General features: G+C 64.7%; 16 protein-coding genes. 8 read left to right on the top strand and 8 right to left on the bottom strand.

Annotated elements, in window-relative coordinates:
* Positions 1-74: 74 nt before the first annotated feature.
* The 5 genes from ubiH (at position 75) to NDY25_RS05900 (ending at position 4,962) form a co-directional block, all read left to right on the top strand.
* Complete coding sequence (gene ubiH / locus NDY25_RS05920) at positions 75-1,283, top strand: 2-octaprenyl-6-methoxyphenyl hydroxylase (RefSeq protein WP_168957031.1); 1,209 nt, start codon at positions 75-77, stop codon at positions 1,281-1,283.
* Positions 1,280-2,461, top strand: a complete 1,182-nt coding sequence (locus tag NDY25_RS05915; RefSeq protein ID WP_168957030.1) for a UbiH/UbiF family hydroxylase — start codon at positions 1,280-1,282, stop codon at positions 2,459-2,461. Before ubiH ends, NDY25_RS05915 begins: the two co-directional genes overlap by 4 nt.
* A 102-nt stretch (positions 2,462-2,563) precedes the next feature.
* Entirely contained in the window at positions 2,564-3,283 is a 720-nt protein-coding gene (locus tag NDY25_RS05910) for an alpha/beta fold hydrolase (protein ID WP_168957029.1), read from the top strand.
* A gap of 104 nt (positions 3,284-3,387) precedes the next feature.
* Positions 3,388-3,819, top strand: coding sequence for a nuclear transport factor 2 family protein (locus tag NDY25_RS05905; protein WP_168957028.1), 432 nt, complete (start codon positions 3,388-3,390; stop codon positions 3,817-3,819).
* 114 nt (positions 3,820-3,933) lie between these two features.
* Positions 3,934-4,962, top strand: coding sequence for a SphA family protein (locus tag NDY25_RS05900; protein WP_043907453.1), 1,029 nt, complete (start codon positions 3,934-3,936; stop codon positions 4,960-4,962).
* Positions 4,963-5,137: 175 nt separating this feature from the next.
* On the opposite strand, the gene NDY25_RS05895 is transcribed toward NDY25_RS05900, so the two are convergent.
* On the bottom strand, positions 5,138-5,812 hold the full coding sequence (locus NDY25_RS05895) for a GntR family transcriptional regulator (RefSeq protein ID WP_168957027.1): 675 nt from the start codon (positions 5,810-5,812) through the stop codon (positions 5,138-5,140).
* 235 nt (positions 5,813-6,047) lie between these two features.
* Between NDY25_RS05895 and NDY25_RS05890 the strand changes: the two genes are divergently transcribed.
* The 3 genes from NDY25_RS05890 (at position 6,048) to NDY25_RS05880 (ending at position 8,382) form a co-directional block, all read left to right on the top strand.
* A complete protein-coding gene (locus NDY25_RS05890) occupies positions 6,048-6,944 on the top strand; it encodes a gallate dioxygenase (protein ID WP_168957026.1) in 897 nt (298 codons plus the stop codon).
* 10 nt (positions 6,945-6,954) lie between these two features.
* Entirely contained in the window at positions 6,955-7,314 is a 360-nt protein-coding gene (locus NDY25_RS05885; RefSeq protein ID WP_168957025.1) for a protocatechuate 3,4-dioxygenase, read from the top strand.
* A gap of 66 nt (positions 7,315-7,380) precedes the next feature.
* Positions 7,381-8,382 (top strand): LysR substrate-binding domain-containing protein, encoded by a 1,002-nt coding sequence (locus NDY25_RS05880; protein WP_043888995.1) that lies wholly within the window; start codon positions 7,381-7,383, stop codon positions 8,380-8,382.
* A 195-nt stretch (positions 8,383-8,577) separates the two neighbouring features.
* Here NDY25_RS05880 and NDY25_RS05875 read toward each other — a convergent pair whose 3' ends face one another.
* The 7 genes from NDY25_RS05875 to NDY25_RS05845 form a co-directional block, all read right to left on the bottom strand.
* Complete coding sequence (locus tag NDY25_RS05875) at positions 8,578-10,056, bottom strand: AMP-binding protein (protein ID WP_168957024.1); 1,479 nt, start codon at positions 10,054-10,056, stop codon at positions 8,578-8,580.
* A gap of 147 nt (positions 10,057-10,203) precedes the next feature.
* Positions 10,204-11,673 (bottom strand): aldehyde dehydrogenase, encoded by a 1,470-nt coding sequence (locus NDY25_RS05870; protein ID WP_168957023.1) that lies wholly within the window; start codon positions 11,671-11,673, stop codon positions 10,204-10,206.
* Positions 11,674-11,756: 83 nt separating this feature from the next.
* A complete protein-coding gene (locus NDY25_RS05865) occupies positions 11,757-12,584 on the bottom strand; it encodes a p-hydroxycinnamoyl CoA hydratase/lyase (protein ID WP_168957022.1) in 828 nt (275 codons plus the stop codon).
* 34 nt (positions 12,585-12,618) lie between these two features.
* Entirely contained in the window at positions 12,619-13,092 is a 474-nt protein-coding gene (locus tag NDY25_RS05860) for a MarR family winged helix-turn-helix transcriptional regulator (protein ID WP_256627836.1), read from the bottom strand.
* Between the two features lie 604 nt (positions 13,093-13,696).
* Positions 13,697-14,095 carry an EF-hand domain-containing protein gene (locus tag NDY25_RS05855; RefSeq protein WP_168957021.1) on the bottom strand — a complete coding sequence of 133 codons (399 nt, stop codon included), beginning with the start codon at positions 14,093-14,095 and terminating at the stop codon, positions 13,697-13,699.
* Between the two features lie 144 nt (positions 14,096-14,239).
* Positions 14,240-14,962 (bottom strand): hypothetical protein, encoded by a 723-nt coding sequence (locus NDY25_RS05850; protein ID WP_168957020.1) that lies wholly within the window; start codon positions 14,960-14,962, stop codon positions 14,240-14,242.
* Between the two features lie 82 nt (positions 14,963-15,044).
* The gene (locus tag NDY25_RS05845) at positions 15,045-15,947 is read right to left on the bottom strand and encodes an SMP-30/gluconolactonase/LRE family protein (protein ID WP_168957019.1); all 903 of its coding nucleotides are present in this window, start codon (positions 15,945-15,947) and stop codon (positions 15,045-15,047) included.
* Between the last annotated feature and the right edge of the window lie 169 nt (positions 15,948-16,116).

Below are 16,116 nucleotides of genomic sequence, written 5' to 3'. Positions count from 1 at the left end.
ACGCGCGCCTGGCGCGTCAAGCTGTCCCACCCGATCACGCCAACAGGCCATGGGCGAAGGCTTATCATGTGGGGATGACACACCTACATGACGTTCTGATCGTGGGCGGCGGCCTGGTCGGCTCCAGCCTGGCGATCGCGCTGGACCGCATCGGCCTGGATGTCGGGCTGGTGGAAGCCACCCCGGCCGGCACTCCGCCAGCCGTGTTCGACCAACGTAACCTCAGTTTTGCCGCCGCCACCGTCAACGCGCTCGGCGCACTTGGGGTGATGGCCAAGCTGCGCAGCCCGCCGGGGCCGATCCGGCGCATCCATGTCAGCCGCGCAGGCGACTTTGGCCGAGTGCAGCTGGACGCCGCCGACTACGGGCGCGACAGCTTCGGCCAGGTGGTGGTGGCGCGCGACTTCGGTGATGCCTTGCAGGCACGCCTGGACGAACTGACCCATCTACGCCGTTATCGCCCGGCGCGTTGCATCGGGGTCGAACCGGTGCAGGACGGCCTGCGCGCACTGCGCCTGTCCACCGATGAAGGCGAGCAGCTTGTGCGGGCCAGGCTGGTGGTCGGCGCCGACGGCAGCCACAGCGCAGTGCGCGAGCTGCTGCATATCGGCAGCGAAGCGCACGACTTTTTCCAGACCCTGTTCGTCGCGCGGGTGCGCGCATCCAAGCCGCCGGATGGCACCGCGTGGGAGCGCTTCGGCGAGCACGGGCCAACCGCATTACTGCCGCGCGGCGATCGACATTACGGTGCTATCCATTGCGTGGCGCGTGCCGACGCCGAGGCAGTGGCTGCGCTCGACGAGGCAGGCTGGCTGGCCCGCTTGCAGCGCGCGGCCGGCTGGCGCGCCGGGCGTTTTGTCGCCAGCGGCGAGCGCAGCGCGTATCCGTTGCTGCAGGTGCTGGCCACCAATCTGGTGGCCGAGCGCGTGGTGCTGATCGGCAATGCGGCGCAGACACTGCACCCGATCGGCGCGCAAGGCTTCAACCTCGGCTTGCGCGATGCGCTGACGCTGGCCGAATTGATCGAACACGATCGCAGCGATGCCGGTGCCGGCGCGCTTCTGAGCGAGTATCTGGCGCGTCGGCGCGTGGACCGCGAACAGACCATCGGGTTTTCCAGCGGATTGGCACGGCTCACTGGCAATCCGGCGCCGTTGCTGCGGCCGTTGCGCAGTCTCGGGCTGCTGGCCACCTCGCAGGCGGCACCGCTGCAATCGATGCTGGTCGGCGGGGCAATGGGCTTCCGTGGCGATGTGCCGCAGCTATGCCGGGGAATCGCATGAGCCGCCGCAGCACCCGCGATGCGTTGATCGTCGGCGGTGGTGTGGTCGGTGCCGCCTGCGCGCTGGCCCTGGCCGATGCGGGCTTGAGCGTCGCTTTAGTCGAAGGCCGTGAGCCTGCGCGGTGGCACGCAGAGCAACCCGATCTGCGCGTGTACGCCTTTGCCGCTGACAATGCCGCGCTGCTGGAGAGCCTGGGCGTGTGGAAGGCCGTGCGCGCCGCACGCGTGCAGCCGTACCGGCGCATGCGGGTCTGGGACGCAGGCGGTGGCGGCGAATTGAGTTTCGATGCCGACACGCTGGGCCGCGAACAACTTGGCTGGATCGTCGAACACGCGTTGCTGGTCGATCGTCTGTGGGCCGCCGTGCATGCCGCAGGCATCGCAGTGCATTGCCCGGCGCGCGTGGTCGAGCTGGAGCAGGACGCAGGCAGCGTGCGCCTGCGCCTGGACGACGGCAGTCGGCTGGAGGCGGCGATTGCAATTGCTGCCGATGGCGCTGCCTCTACTTTGCGCGAGTTGACTGGTCTGCCGGTGGCGCGGCATGCCTATGCACAGCGCGGCGTGGTGGCGTTCGTGGAGACCGATCAGCCGCATCAATCCACCGCCTGGCAGCGCTTTTTGCCCACCGGCCCGCTGGCATTTCTGCCGTTCGCCGATGGCCGCAGTTCGATCGTGTGGACCTTGCCGGATGCCGAAGCCGAGCGCGTATTGGCACTCGACGATGCCGACTTCTCGCGCGAGTTGACCCAGGCCTTTGCCGCGCGACTGGGCGACGTGCGCGTGGTGTCTGCGCGCGCGGCATTTCCGCTGCAGCGGCAGTTGGTGGAGCAATACGTCAGCGGCCGCGTGCTGACCTTGGGCGACGCCGCACACGTGGTGCATCCGCTGGCCGGGCAGGGCGTCAACCTGGGCCTGCGCGATGTGGCGGCGTTGCGCGATGAGGTGCGCAACGCGCTCGCAAAGCGTGCCGGCTGGGCCGCCCCACATCGCCTGCAGCGCTGGGCACGCACGCGGCGCAGCGAAAACACCGTTGCCGCGTATGGCTTCGACGCGATCAACACGGTGTTCTCCAACGACGAGATGCATCTGACCCTGCTGCGTGGCGCGGTGCTGGGGGCGGCGGGCAAGCTCCCGCCGTTGGTGGACCTGCTGTGGAAGCGCGCGTCCGGCAACGCGTGAGCGCACCGCGCTGACGGTCTGCTGGCTACTATGTTCCAGAGGTAATAGCGAAGGCCGCAGTTTCCATACGACGGACGCGCCCGGGCTGGCTACAGTCGGGCCATGACCTCCGCCGTTTCCATACGACTCACCCCGCCGCTGCTCCTGCTGAGCGGGCTGCTGTGTGACGCCAGCATCTGGGACGAGCAACGTGCGGCGCTGGCGGACATCGCCGAGGTGCGCGTGCTCGATTTCCCGGGTATCGACAGCGTGCAGCAGATGGCTGCGCAGGCATTGGCCGCGGCGCCTGACCAGTTTGCGCTGGCCGGTCATTCGATGGGCGGCCGGGTGGCGCTGGAGATCGTGCGGCAGGCGCCGGAGCGCGTGCAGCGCCTGGCGCTGCTGGACACCGGCGTGCATCCGGCGCACGCGCAGGAGCATGCGCGGCGTGGTGCGCTCGTGGAGCTGGCGCGCCGCGACGGCATGCAGGCGCTGGCCCGCCAGTGGTTGCCGCCGATGCTGCACCCCGACCACCACGACGACGCCGAACTGATGCAGGCACTGGTCGCCATGGTCATGCGGCAGACCCCGCAGAGCTATGCCGCCCAGGTGACCGCGCTACTGCATCGGCCCGATGCCGCGCCCGTGCTGGCGCAGGTGCATTGCCCGACGCTGCTTGGCGTTGGCCGGCAAGACAGCTGGAGTCCGCTGGAACGTCATCAAGACATGGCGCGGCAGATCCCGCACGCGCAGTTGGTGGTGTTCGAGCACAGCGGGCATATGACGCCGGTGGAAGCGCCTGCTGCGGTCAGTGCCGCGCTGCGCGATTGGCTGGTTGCATGACCACCGTCTCCCCATGCGGCGCCACACCCATCGGCTCACGAATGCACGTTGGCTGACCTCAGCGTCGCCCGCCACTTATCACCCATTGCCAGTGAGGCCACCGCGTGTCCCCAGACGCTTCGATCATCGTTGCTTGCGAACAGCTGATCCGCCGGTTCGCCTTGTACAACGATCGCCATGAACATGACGCACTGGCTGCGTTGTTCACCGCAGATGGCGTCTTTGCAAGGCCTAGCGCACCAGACGCGCCCGTGCATGGGCGCGAGGCGATCCGCGAGGCATTCCGTGCACGGGCGCCGCGCAGTACCTGCCATCTCATGCTCAATACCCTGGTCAGCGTGCACTCAGACGCATTGGCCCATGCACACAGCTACGTGGTGCTGTACAGCGCACCACAGGCCACCGCGCCGCCGCCGTGGACCGCACAGGCGCCGGCATTGATTGGCACGTTCGACGATGTGCTGGTGCGCCAGGACGACCACTGGCTGTTCAAACAACGCCTCGGCGCATTGCTGGTGCGCGTGGAAGCGCACTAGACACCCACCACCGCTGTTCAACGGTGCCCCCGGCGAACCCGGGTGGCATCGCACCACTGCTCCTCCCCCCTGTCGCGTTGCCTCAATCGCCCATCCTTATCGGAGAATCGCCTAGTGGAACGCGCACGCTTGTCTGTTGGTCGTCGTCCTTCATCGTCCCGGTCGCGCCGCCAGCATGCGGGCAGGCTGGCCCTCTTGCTTGGCACGCTGGCACCGGCGGTCGTCCTCGCGCAGGCAGCGCCCGACACAGTGGCCATGCCGCAGGGCATCAACCTGGGCGGCACCAGTTTCATGGATGGCTTCGGCTCCACCACGCCGGGCTGGACGGTGCTGGAATACCTGCGTTACTACGACTTGAACACGATCAAGAATGCGCGCGGGGATAACTCGCCTGCGTTTCGCGACCCGCAGGTCGGGGTCAGCGCTTTACTGACCCAGTTGATCTACGTGACCCCGTATTCGCTGGGGCGCGGTTCGCTGAGTTTCAACACCATCATCCCGCTGGTGAACTACGACACCTCGTTCGCAGCCGACAGCCCGGTGCGATTGAGCAGCAATGGGTTTGGCATGGGCGATATTTCGTTCGGTCCGGCGCTGCAGATGCCGCCTGTCATGCGGGACGGGCGTGTGTTCTTCTTTCAGCGCTTTGCGCTGGATCTGTTCGCACCGGTCGGCAAGTTCGATCGCGACATTGCCATCAACCAGGGCACCGGCTTTTGGTCGATCGCACCGCACTGGGCATTCACGGTGCAGCCCACCGACAACTGGGAAATCAGTGCGCGCATCAACTATCTCTACAATTTCCGCACCGACCGTGCCGGTGGCGTGCCGCCGATCCCGGGCTTCCGGTTTCGCAATGGCCAGGCCGGCGACGCGGTCTGGGTCAACTTTGCCAGCTCGGTGAAAGTGAGCGAGCAACTGCGCGTGGGTGTGAACGGCTATTTCCTGCAGCAGCTCAAAGACAACCGGACCAATGGCGCGCGCGTGGCGGACAGCAAGCGCATGCAGCTGTATCTGGGGCCCGGGCTGTCATGGCGCGTGGATGCAAAGAACCTGTTCAACCTCAATCTTTACATCCCGCTGGACGTGGAGAATTCGGTCGCCGGTAACAGCGTGAACCTGATGTACGTGCATTCGTTGTAGGGCGGCCGAACGGCGTGCATGCGGGCGCAAAGCCGGCATGCACGTGACGTGGAGCGCGGGGGTGACGTGACTCGCACTGTGCGCTTGCGCAACGCAAGGGAGCTGGCACACGTGAGTGTTGACGTCTGCTGCCTTCATGGTTTGGCCGCGCTGAAAACGCAACCAAGCTGCAGAGTTAAATCCCCATGCTGTGCCGCTGTGTGTTGGCATGCTCGCGGAACAACAGTTCGGCGCGCGCGCCGTCGCGTTGCTCGATGGCCGACACGATCGCCCCATGTTGCCGATGCCCGTAATACAGATCGTCGTAGGCCAGCGTCGGCGAGCGTTGCCCGAACACCACGTTGGTGGGGCTGACAAACGGTACCAGCGTGCAGCGGTCCACCGTCTCAATCAGGATCGGTTTGTCGGCCGCCATCACGATCATGCGGTGGAACCGCGCGTTCATGTCGCCGTAGGCCAGCTCGTCGCTGGCATCCAGGGTGCGCTTGGCCAGGATGCGGTCACCCTCGTCCAGGCAGGCATGCAGGGCGGCGAGCAGGTCGGCCGAGGCGCCTTGTTCGGCCACGGCGCGTGCGGCCATACCTTCCATCAACGCCCGGACCGCCAGCGCGTCCAGGCTCTCCTGCTGGCTGAAACGCCGCACCGCATAACCGCGGTTGCCCGTCTGTACCAGCAGGCCCTCCTGGCACAGCGCCGGCAATGCCTGCCGGATGGGGGTGCGGGAAATGGCCAGACGCTCGGCCAAGGCCGCTTCGGTGATGCGTTCGCCCGGGGCAAAGGTGCCGCACAGGATCAATTCGCGTAGTTGCTGGACCGCTTGCAATCGGTGGTTGTTCGCCATTGGCTCCATTCTCTCGCGCCGTACCGCAGCGCACGTTCCTTCGAGCGGGGAAACTTGCAATTACTTGTATAAAAACCTTGCGGATGAGAACGCTTGATGGCAATTTGGATCCCAAGGATACCGTTTTGGCGGTCCGGAGTCGTTGACCTTCCTTCTTTGGGATCCATTGCGTCGCTGATCCCGACTCAACCAATGACGCGCGTTTGGCCCCGGAAGCGGCCGGCCCGCGTCGCAGGAGTGCAACATGGCAAGCATCATCGGCGGCATCGGGACCTCGCACGTTCCCACCATCGGGGTGGCCTACGACAAGGGCAAGCAGCAGGATCCGCTCTGGAAGCCGCTGTTCGACGGTTACACACCTGTGGCCGCCTGGTTGGCCGAACAACAGGCCGACGTGCTGGTGTTCTTCTACAACGACCATTGCACGACCTTCTTCTTCGACCTGTACCCGACCTTCGCACTGGGCATCGGCGAGCGCTTTCCGGTCGCCGACGAAGGTGCGGGACTGCGCAATCTGCCGCCGATCCGCGGCGATGTGCAGCTGCAGGCGCATATCGCCGAATGCCTGGTCAACGACGAATTCGACCTGACCGTGTTCCAGGACAAGCCCATCGACCACGGCTGCGCGGCGCCATTGCCGCTGCTGTGGCCGCACGTGCCGGACTGGCCGGGCACGGTGGTGCCGATCGCCATCAACGTGCTGCAGTACCCGCTGCCGACCGCGCGCCGCTGCTACCGCCTGGGCCAGGCGGTGCGCCGCGCGATCGAATCCTATCCGCAAGATCTCAAGGTGGTGGTGGTGGGCACCGGCGGGCTCTCGCATCAGATCCATGGCGAGCGTACCGGCTTCAACAACACCGAGTGGGACATGGAATTTCTGGATCGTTTCCAGCATGCGCCGGAAACGCTGACCGAGTTGACCCATACCGATTACGTGCGCCTGGGCGGTGCCGAGAGCGTGGAGCAGATCATGTGGCTGGCGATGCGTGGTGCTCTGGACGGGCCGATCCGCAAGCTGCATCAGAACTACTACCTGATGACCACCACTGCGATGACCGTGGTGCTGTACGAGCCTGGCGAAGAAGCCGCCGGCGCGCTGCGCTCTGCAGAATTGCTCGCGCACACCGCGAATGCGGCATGAGGACCTGACGATGAATCCGCAAGTACAGGGCATGGAGCAGATCGGCGGCACCTACGTGTTCGATCTGCGCACCAGCAACCGCGCGCTGCGCATCAATCGTTTCTTCTGGCACATGATCCGCGCCCCTTGGCGCGATCGTTTTTTGCAGGATGCCGAAATGCTGATGCAGGAAGCCGAGCTCACCGATCAGGAAAAAGCGCTTATCCGTGCGCGCGACTGGCTCGGCCTGGTGCAGTATGGCGCCAATTTTTTTGCGATCGAGAAATTTGCACGCGTGGTGCGCATGACCAATCTGCAGGTTTACGCCATCATGCGCGGCGAATCTTTCGAAGACTTCATGCAGACGCGGCGTGTGCCCGATGCACGCTGATCTGCACGCGTCGGCCCTGTGCCGCAGCGCGGCTTCACCCGACTTCCCAAACGTAAGGTCCTCCCCATGACCATGTCCTCTGTGTTCTTCGAACACCGCATCAAGGTCCGGCATCTACGTGTCATCGAGGCGCTGGACCGGCAAAAAAGCCTGTTGCGCGCCTCACGCGTATTGAACGTCACCCAGCCCGCATTGACGCGCGCCCTGCAGGAGATCGAAGAGATCGTCGGCGCGCCGTTGTTCGAGCGCCATTCGCGCGGCGTGCGCCCCAATGCGATGGGCGAGGTGCTGGTACAGACCGCGCATGTCGTTCTTGGCCAGCTACGGCGTGCGCAAGATACCTTCGAGGGTCTGCTGCAGGACGATGCGCTCACGATCACCGTGGGCGCATTGCCGGTGGCGGCAAGCGGATTGTTGCCGGCCGTGCTGGCCGCGTTGTACCGCGCCGAGCCAACGTTGCGGGTGCGCCTGCTGCACGGCCGCACCGACGAGTTGCTGCCCAAGCTGGCCGGCAACGAGATCGACCTGGTCGTGGGCCGGCTGTATCCGCTGGCCCGTTACGATGCGCTGATCCGCAAGGTGCTGTACCAGGATCCGATCGCCTTGGTTGCACGCAGCGATCACCCCTTGTTCGCCAACGGCCCGGTGCGCATTGCCGAAGCCGCGGCCTATCGGCAGGTGTTGCCGACGTTGAGCCAGCATGTGGAGCGCGACGTGGCTCAGGTGATGCGCGAACACGGCCTGGCCACGCGCGATCAGTTGCGTTCCAGCTCGGCCAGTTTCACCCGCGAGATTTTGCTCGGCACCGACAGCATTGCGGTGATGCCGAGCATGATGGTGGCAGGCGATATCGCACGTGGCGAGCTGCGCGCGTTCCAGCTGCAGCAGCCCTCGCAGGCGCGCGCAGGCGGGGTGATCTATCGCGATGGCGCAGCGATCCATAAGCCCGGCGTGCGCTTGCTGATGCGCGAGCTGGAGCACCAGTTGGGGGTGATGGCCGAGCAGGGCGCGGTGTGGGTGGATGAGCAGATCGGCGAAGACGACATGCTGCTGGACGCGTCTGCGTAATCGACTGAGGCCGTGGTAAGGGCTTGATGCGTGCTGTCGATCACTGCCGTGTGTGCCTGATGCAAGCGAACAACGGGTAGCCCAGGCTGCCCGTTTTGTTGTGCGCGGCCAGGTCGTGTGCGGCCAAGTCGTCCGTATCCGGCCGCTGAATTGATGGCTTGAAGATGGCCGGGCGCAGCACGCGCCCAACGCATGTCACGCCTCATTCGCCAATGCCTCTTTCAAACGCCCCTTCTGCAACTTGCCGGTCGCGGTGCGTGGCAGCGTCTCGACGACGCGCAGGTGTTTGGGCACCTTGTACTTGGCCAGGCGTTCGACCAGATAGGCGCGGATCTGGTCCAGATCCGGTGCCTCATCGGTGGGCACGATTGCCAGATAACCAACTTCGCCCCACTGCTGGTCGGCGATGCCCACCACCGCGCATTCACGCACTTGCGGATGCTCGGCAAGCACGGCTTCGATTTCTGCCGGATAGACGTTCTCGCCGCCGGAAATGAACATGTCTTTCTTGCGGTCGACGACCCAGAAAAAACCATCCGCATCGCGTTGCACGATGTCGCCGCTGCGGAACCAGCCGTGCTCATCGAGCGCTTCGGCGCTTGCCTGTGGGTCGCGCCAATAGCCGGGGCTGAGATTGGGCCCGCGCAACAACAGCTCGCCGGGGACCCCGGCCGGGCAGTCGTTGCCATCGCCATCGACCACGCGCGTTTGCACCGCCGGTGTCGAAATGCCGACCGCGCCGAGCTTGTTGCGGATCACCGCGCAGTCCACAGACATGCCGAATACCGTGCCGGCCTCGCTCATGCCGAAACCGCACACCATCGGGATGCCGTCGTCCAACCAGCCGAGCAGATCCTCGCTGGCATGTGGCGCGCCGCCGCTGACCAGCGCGGTCAGGTGACGCAGCGAGGCCGCATCGAAACCGGGCTGGCTGCGGAAGGCCTGCATCATCTGCGGCACGCCGACGTAATGCGTGATTCCCAGCGATTGATCGCTCAGCCAGCCCAGGGTACGTTTTGGTTCGAAGCCGCTGGACACCTGGATCGAGCCGCCGACGGCCAGTACCGGGCGCACATTGGTGACCAGACCGATGATATGGAACATCGGCGCCTCGCACAGAAAACTGCTGGTCGCATCCACGCGGGTGGTGACGCCGAAGTTGTGCGCCACCTGCTGCAGATTCTGCTCGCTCAGCATCACGCCTTTGGGCTGGCCGGAGGTGCCTGAGGTGAACAGGATCAGGCTGACGCGATCGGGCGGAATCGGCGCGGTGTCGGCGGGTTCGAGTTCGTTGGCCTCTTCGATGAAGTCGGTCAGCGGCACGACACCGGCGCGCCCGGCGGCGACGTCATCGCCTAAAAACAGGCCAGGTTCTGCGCGTTGTAACAAGGCATCCAACTCGCCCGCACTCAATCGCCAGTTGAGCGGCACATAGATCGCGCCGACCCGCCCGCAGGCGAAATGCAGCGCTACCTGCCATACCGAATTGCGTGCCAGCACCGCCACGCGTTCGCCATCCACACAGCCGCGCGCTTGCAGCAACGCGGCGAAGCGGCCGATCAACGCATCGAGTTCGGCGTAGGTCCATTGCGCGCCGAGCAACAGGTCGCGTGCGGCGAGCGTGTGTGGCGCAAGACGGGCGTGAAAAGCGATCGAGTCGGTCGGCATGGTCATGGCGCGGTCTTCCGGAGTGCGGAGTTGGGGAGTGACTGGCGTGAGTGCGACTGCTGAGAGCTGAAGGTTGAACGTGGCTGACAGAGGTGGCCAACAGAACGTAGCGAGCGTTTATGTAGCGGACGCGTCGTTGTGTCGATGGACGCTCTAACTGAGATAAATGGTCCTGGTTTCAAGAAATGCGTGCAGGCCTTCGATACCGCCTTCGCGGCCGATACCGGAATTCTTGAACCCACCGAATGGCATCTCGATATCCACCCACATGCCATTGATGCAATGGCTGCCGCTGCGCACACGGCGTGCGATGCGATACGCGCGCTCGGGATCTTCGCTGTAGACCGTGCCGTGCAGACCGAAGTCGCTGGCATTGACCTTGGCGATCAGGTCGGCGTCGTCGTGATAATCGATAAAGCTGACCACCGGGCCGAAGATCTCTTCGCGAGCGATGGTCATGTCCGGTGTCACCTCGGCAAATACCGTTGGCTCGATAAAGAAACCGCGCGGCAAGTGCGCCGGACGACCGCCACCCATGACCAGGCGCGCACCCTCGGCGCTGCCTTGCGCGATGTAGGACTGCACGCGCTCGAGCTGGCGGCCAAGCGCCAACGGGCCCATGCCGGTATCGGCGGCGAACGGGTCGCCGAGCTTGAGCGCACTCAATGCCGCGCAATAGGCTTGCAGGATCTCTTCGCGCCGCTGCGCCGGCACCAGCACGCGGGTGAGCGCAAAGCACACCTGGCCGGTGATCGGCATGGAGTAGGGCACCAGGCTGGGCAGCACCTTGGTCAGATCGGCATCGTCGAGCACGATCGCTGCGGATTTGCCGCCCAGTTCCAGCCCGACCCGCGCTAACCGCTGCGCACAGGCAACGCCGATCGCTCGGCCGGCCTGGGTGGAACCGGTAAAGCTCACCTTGTCCACCTGCGGATGACCGATCAGTTGTTCGCCGACCTCGCGACCGGCCGGCAACAGATTGAACACGCCATCGGGGACACCGGCGGCGCTGATGCATTCGGCCAGGATGTAGACATCGATCGGTGTTTCCGGGGAGGGCTTGGCCACCACCGTGCAACCGGCGGCCAATGCGGCGGCGACCTTGTAGCAGAGCAGCACCAATGGGGCGTTCCATGGCGTGATCGCCGCGACCACGCCGACCGGCTCCTGCACGACGTGCACGCGGCCACCGTTGGCGCGTGTACGCGGCTCCACGAACGGATGGGTGGCGATCAGGTCGCCGTAGTAATCGAACAGGCCGGGCGCTTGCTGCGAGGCGCGGCGGCTGAAGCCGATGGTGGCGCCGACCTGGCCGGTCCAGGCCTCGGCCAGTTCCGGCATGCGTGCACGCAGGTGTTCGGCAACGCGCTTGAGCACCACGCCACGTTCGGGCGGCGACAGTTGTGGCCAGGGGCCGGTGTCGAACGCGGCACGCGCAGCAGCGACTGCTGCATCGGTATCGGCAGAGGAGGGTTCGGTGTAACGCAGCAGCCGCTCTTCGGTGTGCGGCGCGATCACATCGACATGGCGATCGCCGGTGCTGGCGCGCCACTGACCATCGATGAACAGACCCAACGGCCCACGCGCGGCGATCCCGCGCAGGGTTGCGGACAAGGCTTCCATACTGCCTCCTCGGTGCGAAAAACCACTGGCAGCGCCAGCGATGCGTGTGCTGCACGCATCGCGTCAGACGCCGTAGGTGTTACTCAGGCGCCGTTTTTAGTGAGGTCGTATTCGCCCAGGCCGGGCTTGTAGCTCTTCTCGTCGATGAACTGACGGATGCCTTCCTTGCGGGCGTTGTTGTCGAACGAATTGGCCGCTTCCTGCATGCGCACCAGATAATCTTCGGCTTCGTCGTAGGTCATGGTGCCGACGCGGCGCACTGCATCTTTTGCGTATTTCAGTGCGACCGGGTTTTTCTTGAGCAGCAGCTCGGCTACTTCGCGGGTGCGCGTTTCCAGCCGTTCCAGCGGTACGCTTTCGTTGACCAGGCGCCATTCGGCAGCCTTCTTGCCGTCTACCATTTCGCCGGTCAGCGTCATCCACATCGCATCGCGCATGGACAGCAATTCCACCGCGACCTTGGTGACGCCACCGCCGGGCAGGATGCCCCAGTTGATTTCCGACAGGCCGAACTGCGCTTCATCGGCGGCGATCGCCAGATCGCAGGCGAACAGCGGGCCAAAACCACCGCCGAAACACCAGCCGTTGACCATGGCGATGGTGGGCTTCTGGTACCAGCGCAGGCGGCGGAACCAGCCGTAGGATTCGCGCTGCGAGCGGCGTACGCCACGCAGGCCCTGGGCTTCGGTTTCGCGGAAATACTCTTTCAGATCCATGCCGGCCGACCAGGCGGTGCCTTCGCCACCGAGCACCAGTACGCCGACGTTGTCGTCGAATTCCAGCTCGTCCAGCACATCCATCATGCGGCGATTGAGCGCCGGGCTCATCGCATTGCGCTTGTCGGGGCGTGCAAACTTCACCCAGGCAATGCGGTTTTCGATGCGGACCGATACCACGTCATGCTCGTTCAAGCGGCGTCTCCTTGGAGTCGTAATGGTGCGGGGATCAGAGTTCTTCGGTCAGCGCGGTGTCTGCCACGCCGGCCCGTTCCAGTGCGGCGCTGGCGTTTAATTTGCACAGCAGGCGCAGCGGTGTTTGTCGCTCGGAGGCCTGCAGATCGCTGCAGGTGCGCTCGACCGCGCGCGCCAGGCAGGCCTGCGCCATGGCAAGCGTGCGTTCGCCCGATGGCGTGAGATACAGGCCCTTGCTGCGCCGATCGCGACCGGCCAGGCGTTCGATCAGGCCTTGCTCGGCCAGGAGGTTGGCGATCTTCATACCGGCGGCGCGATTGACCAGCAGGCGGTTACCGAGTTCGGTCTGGTCGCAGCCAGGCTGGTCGCGGATATGGATCAACGCGGTGACGCGCGCCGGGGTGAGTTGCAGCTCTGCCAGCTCCTGGCGCGCGGCATGGCTGGACGCCAATGCGGCCAGTTGCAGTTGGTAGCCAAGGTCTGCGGCAAGTGCCAGGCGAGCGGTCATCGATCCATCCAAATTGTATCCGTTAAATACAATCTAGCCGACCAAAGCGGGCGCTGCAAGAGGCAGATGCGACGACAAACGAAGCGCGGTGCGCGATGGCGTAGCGCCGGTGTGTTGGCTCGTGTAGAGCGACTGATCTGTGGCCTGGCTGCAAGGTCCTTGCCCGCCCAGCATCGCGGGACATGCTGCAGGTACGTCCATCTAGGCGAATGCGATGACAAACGAAGCGTGGTGCGCGATGGCGTAGCGCCGGTGTGTTGGCACGTGTAGAGCGACTGATCTGCAGGCTGGCTGCGGGGTCCTTGCCCGCCCACCATCGCGGGACACGCCGCAAGTACGTCCGTGTAGGCTCTTACGCGGCATCCATGCCGCGTAAGGTCCCGCGACGGTGGGCGGGCAAGGACCAGTGGAGATGGTCGGTGGGCTTGGTTGCGAGCAGTGTGCGTTTTGCGGCCGTTCGATGAGGTGCGGTCGATCGGTCCTTTCGATCCGAACAAGGCCACTTCCATTTTCGACATCACACCAGTCGTTAACGAAGGCGCGTGTGGCCAAACACTTGCAGCTATCGCTACGGCGTTTGGCAGGTTTTGTTGGTCGCTCTTGGCTACTGGATCAACCAGCCGGCGAGCTGTTCGCGGGTCAGGTGGCCGCTATGGCGCGTGTCTAGCGCATCGAATTCGTCGGCCAGCGCGGGGTTGGCCTGCGCTTCGGCGCGGCTGATGCTGCTGTCGCCATCGGTATCCATCGCCTGAAAGTCGATGCGATAGCTGCCGACCACGCTGCTGGGTTGAATCGAACGCACGATCACGCTGGATTCGCCGCGTGGGCGCTCCAACTGAGTCTGGTGGGTGACGTCGCCGCTGGACAGCGGCTGGGTGCGAATGACGTTGGGAACGTCGACCAGCGGCATGCTGCTGGCGGGTGTGGGCGTTTGTTGCGCGAAAGCGTTGCTGCCCACAAGCAGCAAGATGGTCGCTACGGTGATGCGGGTAGTGATGGTCATCAGATCCCCCTGATGTGGAACAGCCCGCAAGTCTAGAACGTGTGGCGTCCCTTGCGAGGATCTGCGTTGGTGATGAGCCATGATGCATGGCGTGTCGCCACGGTAATCGCACGCCACCGGGTGACACGCCACTGTGCGTCCTGCTCAGCCAGGAATGAACGGGAACACGATCTTCAACAGACCCTTCAAGCCGCCCTCGGCGGTGCTGGCCACGGCCTTGGCACCGAGACTGTTGAGTGCGCGCCGCACGTCTTCCCACCGCAGTTGCGCGATGTCCTTCTTCAGCAGATCCCCCACTTCTTCAGCGGTGGGCGTGAGCTTTTGCAGTTCACGCACGGTGGCCTGTGGATCCGGCTGCAGATAACCCCAACGTTCGGCGATCTTCAGCAGCGTGTCGAAACGCACCGCAACCACTTCGCGATTGCGCTCGTACACCGGCAGGGCGCCGACATCGAGAATGGCCTGCTCGAATTGCTGCGCATCATCCGGGTGTTCGATGCGCACCGCCAGAAATCCTTCCTTGCGGCTGCGTTCGCTGACGTGCTTGGCACCGGAGCGCAGATTGTCTTCGGTGAGCACGTTGGCGACGATGCGCTGCATCGCCGCGTCGCCTTCTTCGGGCACCAGCGAGCGCCAGCGCGCATAGCCGTCGCGGCGCAGCGCCTTGACCTTGGCCGAGGTCACCCGCAAGTGCAGCGCGACTATCGCGTTGGAGCTATTGCGCGAGATGGCGCCGTCGCGTTCTAGCAGCACGAAGATCAGCAATTCCAGATCGCGCTTGGTCAGCGACTGGAAGCCCTGCAGCAGGGTCAGGCGCAGGAATTCGTTGCCAAACGCGGCTGCGTCCTTGAGTTCGATCGGTTGCATGGGGGAGTCCTCCACAGGTGACCTGCAGGATGCCAGGACGCTGTTGCGCGGCCTGAGAACCGGTGCGACGCGGGCAGCAGTTTCAGTGTCCGGTTTCGCGCCCCGGGCGATCGGATCTGAACGTTTCAATTGCGCCGCGATCCTGCAAGGTGACGAACACCTGCTTGCCATCGGTGCCACCGAACGCGACGTTGCTGGCCTTGCGGCCTTTCAATACGACCGTGCGTAGCAGCTTGCCTTGCGGCGAGACCACCGCAATCTGCCCGGCATCGTAGCGGCCGATGTAGAGATTGCCGTCGGCATCGCAGCGCATGCCGTCCATGCCGAAGTCGGGGAACGCGATCAGCAGGCGTTTGTTGCGTAGGCTGCCGTCGACGCGGTCGTACACCCACACTTTGCGCGAGATGCTTTCGTTGACGTAGAGATGCTTGCCGTCGGGGCTGACGTCCAGCCCGTTGGGCGTGGTCATGCCGGCTTCCAGCAATTGCACGACGCCCTCGCGACTGATCTGCCACAGGCGCCCGCTGTTGTCCTTCCAGTTCGGGTCGCTTGCATAGAAGCTGCCATCGGGTGCGAGTGCCAGATCGTTGGGGCCATCGGCATCGGGCAGCGCGGCGAAGGTGCTCACTGCGCGCGTTTGCATGTTCACTTGCAGAATCTTGTGGCCGGTGTAATCGGCCACATACATCGCGCCGTCGCGGAAGCGGATGCCGTTGCCGGTGCTGCCTTCGGGCAAGGTCACAAAGACCTCAGGTGTTGCGCTGCCATCGGCGTGCAAGGCGATGCGCGCGATGGTGCCGTCCTTGCCCAGATTCACTGCATAGAGCGCGCCGTCCGGTCCTGCCGCAGGGCCTTCGGCGTTATGCGTGAAGGCGCCATCGCCGATCAGGTCGCGCGCAACGAAGGGCGCATTGGCGGCAACTGCCAGCGAGCTGGACAACAGCAACGCCAAGGGAAGGAAACGACGGCGTGCGACAGCGATCATGCGACATGCTCCGGATGGGATCGTTGGCAGTGTGCCAGAACGTGCGCCGCGACCATGGCGGTGATCACGCACGATAAAGTAAGGTGCCCGGGCAGCATTGGCCGACGGCGACCAGTTTCGCGATGGCGCCCACCTTCGGGTAGCGCGATTGGGACGCGGTGCGGCATGT

Origin of the sequence: Xanthomonas hortorum pv. pelargonii, assembly GCF_024499015.1 — a bacterium.
Taxonomy (GTDB): domain Bacteria; phylum Pseudomonadota; class Gammaproteobacteria; order Xanthomonadales; family Xanthomonadaceae; genus Xanthomonas; species Xanthomonas hortorum_B.
This window is presented reverse-complemented; position numbering and strand designations above follow the sequence as displayed.